The sequence below is a fragment of the Muricoccus vinaceus genome (assembly GCF_042433125.1).
GTDB lineage: Bacteria > Pseudomonadota > Alphaproteobacteria > Acetobacterales > Acetobacteraceae > Roseomonas > Roseomonas vinacea.
Window position 1 is genome coordinate 1 of record NZ_JBHLVZ010000121.1, and the last position, 3,718, is coordinate 3,718.

5 protein-coding genes are annotated in these 3,718 nt (G+C 64.5%); 4 read left to right on the forward strand and 1 reads right to left on the reverse strand.

Annotation, left to right across the window (positions count from 1 at the left end; translation table 11 throughout):
* Nucleotides 1-360 (forward strand): integrase core domain-containing protein (locus tag ACFFIC_RS29860; protein ID WP_377057262.1); only part of this gene is annotated, 360 nt, incomplete at its 5' end.
* 74 nt (nt 361-434) lie between these two features.
* Here ACFFIC_RS29860 and ACFFIC_RS29865 read toward each other — a convergent pair.
* Entirely contained in the window at nt 435-1,331 is an 897-nt protein-coding gene (locus tag ACFFIC_RS29865; RefSeq protein ID WP_377057263.1) for a LysR family transcriptional regulator, read from the reverse strand.
* A gap of 95 nt (nt 1,332-1,426) precedes the next feature.
* On the opposite strand from ACFFIC_RS29865, the gene ACFFIC_RS29870 reads away from it, so the two are divergent.
* The 3 genes from ACFFIC_RS29870 to ACFFIC_RS29880 all read left to right on the forward strand — a co-directional run.
* Nucleotides 1,427-2,041 (forward strand): FMN-dependent NADH-azoreductase, encoded by a 615-nt coding sequence (locus ACFFIC_RS29870; protein WP_377057264.1) that lies wholly within the window; start codon nt 1,427-1,429, stop codon nt 2,039-2,041.
* Nucleotides 2,042-2,278: 237 nt separating this feature from the next.
* On the forward strand, nt 2,279-2,872 hold the full coding sequence (locus ACFFIC_RS29875; RefSeq protein WP_377057265.1) for a tyrosine-type recombinase/integrase: 594 nt from the start codon (nt 2,279-2,281) through the stop codon (nt 2,870-2,872).
* 554 nt (nt 2,873-3,426) lie between these two features.
* Nucleotides 3,427-3,718, forward strand: a 292-nt coding sequence (locus tag ACFFIC_RS29880) for a transposase (protein WP_377057266.1), incomplete at its 3' end; no start/stop codon positions are given.

Below are 3,718 nucleotides of genomic sequence, written 5' to 3' on the forward strand. Positions count from 1 at the left end.
GAGGACATCCGGCAAATGCTGGCGCAGAACAAGCCGTTCCTCTGCCATGCCTTCGAGTTTGCCTGTGCTGAGCTCAACGTCGAGCACAGGCTGACCAAGCCTCGGCACCCGTGGACGAACGGGCAGGTCGAGCGCATGAACCGCACCATCAAGGACGCTACCGTCAGGCGCTTCCACTACGAGAGCCACAACCAGCTCCGCCAGCACCTCGCCGACTTCATCGCGGCCTACAACTTCGCCCGTCGCCTGAAGACGCTACGCGGCCTCACGCCCTACGAAGCCATCTGCAAAGCCTGGACGGAGGAGCCGTCCAGGTTCATCCATGACCCGCACCACCAAATCCCGGGACCAAACATCTAGCCCGGGCAGCGGCACCGTTGCCGTATCGCTCGAGCCAGGACGTAACGGCTCCGCCATGAGCGGCGCGACGACCGTCAGCCCAGCCGTGCCTGCAGGTCGTCGAGCAGCCACGTCCCCGCTCGGCCGAGCGGACGGTCGCGCCTGTGCGCCGCGTAGATCGTGAGCGCCCCGGGATCGGGCACGGGGTCGTCCTGAATAACCAGATGTTGGAGCTGCCCGCTCGTCAGGAATGGCCTGACGAGGTGCTCGGGCATCCGGCACCAGCCTAGCCCAGCTAGTAGGAAGTCGAGGCGGCGGCCGAGCTCCACAAAGCGCCATGCCTTGACCCCGATGATGCCGTAGCCGGGCGCCCCCGGTGCGAAGGGGTCGGACAGCACCAGCTGGACGTGCTCGTACAGATCCTCCCGGGTCACGGGCCGACCGAGTTTCCCCAGGGGGTGGGTGGACGACACGACGGAGATCAGCGTTTCGGCAAGCAGAGGAACCGCGAGGAGATCGTCCGGCACCCCCGGCAGCAGAATGCAGAGGGCGAGGGCCGCCTCACCCCGGCGTAGGCGCCGCTCGGCACCGCCCAGCCCCTCCGTTGAGAAGCTCACCGGCAGGTTCGGGAACTTGTCGCGGAGTGCTCGCAGGCTGTCGATGAAGGGTGCTGTGGGAGCCAGCGGGTCGATAGCGACCGCCAACTCCGGCTCGACGCCGTCGCGCATGCCTGCCGCCATGTCCTCGAACTTGGCGGCACCGGCGAGCACGACTCGTGCTTGGCTGATCAGGCTGCGCCCCGCATCCGTGACCAGGGGCCGATGACCGGACCGGTCGAAGAGCAGCACGCCTTGCACGCCCTCCAGCGTGGCCACGGTCTGGCTGATTGCGGACTGGGCACGGTCGAGCTTGCGACCCGCCGCCGAGAAGCTGCCCTCATCGGCAATTGCGACCAGTACCCGAAGCTGATCCAGCGTGAGGCTGCCAATCATCCATCACCTGATCTTATAGACTCTATCGGTTCTTTATCGCTCCCGGGAGCAGGACGGAAGGTGCAGGTAATCTCCTGCTTCCAAGGACCTCAGCCATGCCCGCCCTCCTCGTCGTCGAGACTAGCCCGCGTGGCGACCACTCGATCTCCCGCAATCTCACCCGTCGCTTTGTTGACCGCTGGCAGGCGGCGCATCCGGACGGAAAGGTGGTCGACCGCGACCTGATGGAGACGGACCTGCCTTTCGTGAACGCGCCTTGGCTCCGGGCGTATTTCACGCCTCCCGAGATGCATTCGGCCGAGATGAAGGAGGTGCTGCGCCTAGCGGACGAGCTCGTGGGCGAGCTCCTGGCCGCAGACCACGTCGTCATCGCGACCCCAGTCTACAACTACAACGTCCCAGCAGCCCTGAAGGCCTGGATCGATCACATCGTGCGCAAGGGGATCACGCTGGGGGTGGACGGCAAGGGTCTCCTCACCGGCAAGAAGGCGACGATCCTGCTCGCCTCCGGTGGCATCTACACCGAGGGATCTCCGATCCGCGACCGGGACATCGCGACCCAGTACCTGCGCCTCATCCTCGGCGTGGTGGGCATCACCGACGTCACCTTCGTCGCCGCCGGCAATGCCAAGGCTGTCGACCTTGGCGAGATCGGGCGGGAGGACTTCCTCAACCGGTTCCAGGAGCAGATCCAGGCTGCGGCGGCCTGAGCAGTCTGTTCAATCCGGGCTGTTGCGGTGTCCGGTGACGGGTCGAACTTGGCGCTCAAAGATAAGCCGGCCGATCGGCGGCTTATCCGCGTCGGTCGCTCCAGAGGGGAAGTTCCGCTTTCGGCCATCCGATCTCACCCCGTTGTCCTTCCTCCTGAGCCGCAACGGCGCGGCTCAGGAGATGTGCCATGCAACGCGACCATACGGGTGTTCCGCTCCCACATACGCGGCCCGTCAATGCCCTGGAACAAGGGGCGCTTCATCGGTCCCAAGCCGCCTCTAACGCCCAAGCAGGTCTTGGCCATCTGCCTTCACCTTCAGCGGGAGCAGCGGCTGCGCGACCTGGCCCTGTTTGACCTTGCGATCGACGGCAAGCTCAGGGGCTGCGACTTGGTCAGGCTGACCATTGGCCACCTGGTCGTGAACGGCGCCGCCCGCCACCGCGTGACCGTCATCCAGCGGAAGACCGAGCAGCCGGTACGGTTTGAGCTCACCGACGAGGCCCGCGAAAGCGTTCTGGCATGGTTGGAACTCAGGGGTGGCACGCTGGACAACGATGTTTCCCCGAGCCGATCCAGAAAGGGGCAGCACCTTAGCACCCGTCAATATGCCCGCCTTCTTGGTGAATGGGTCGAGGCGATCGGGCTTGGCCGGTCAGCCTACGGCACCCATAGCATGCGCCGGACCAAGGTTGCCTTCATCTATAAGCGGACCGGCAATCTGCGGGCCGTGCAGATCCTGCTCGACCATACGAAGCCGGAGAGCACGGTACGGTACCTGGGTGTCGGTGCTGAGGATGCCCTGACCCCGTCTGAAGCCACCGAGATCTGACCGGCCCTGCAAAACCTTTCCCAGCGGCTCGGGGCAAAATCTCATCCCGAGCTGCCCAAGATGGCTCTTCAGGCTGGAACGCGCCAAGTTGGTCATCCACAATCGTTCTTCACCATCCCGAAAGCAGATGCGACTTTCCGGGCGGGCAATAGCTGTGCCGAGTGGACGGCAAAAATAGGCGGAGAAGGCCATTTTGGATGCCGTGCGTTTGAGCAAGTCGCCCCGATTGATTGGACAACCGGTTCAGTGTCTCGCTCCTCACCGTTCGAAAGGCGCGGCCTTACCTCGGAATGAGGCGCCTTGCTCCAGCAAGGTTCGCGATGAGCTCGGGCCGGGTCTGACGTTCCTGCTTCCATGCGGGCTGACCAGGACGGGTGCGCCGGCTCTCGCTGAGCGGGCTGTTGCCGACCATGTCAAAACCGAACTGTTCGTACAGCCGTGTCACAAACTCGACGGTCTCGGGAAAGTCGCTTGATGCGGCTAGGTTCTGTGGACTCTTGGGAGTTCCGGACCTGACCGTCGCATGATTCAAGGCTGCCTTTGTGGAGGCGGCCTTGAGCTTGATGGATCGGCTGGTTCTGAGTGACGCAGCGTGGGAGCGGATGGCGCCGCTGATCATCGGTCGGCCTGACCAGAAGGGCTCGACCGGGCGTGACAACCGCCTCTTCGTGAAAGGCGTGCTGTGGATCGTGCGCACGGGCGCGCCCTGGCGCGACCTGCCGGAGGTCTTCGGCGAGTGGAACAGCGTGTTCCGCCGCTTCAGTCGCCGGAGCGGGAAGGGCGTGTGGCACCGCATCTTCGAGAGGATGTCGGACGATCCTGACTTCGAGTACCTGATCGTCGACA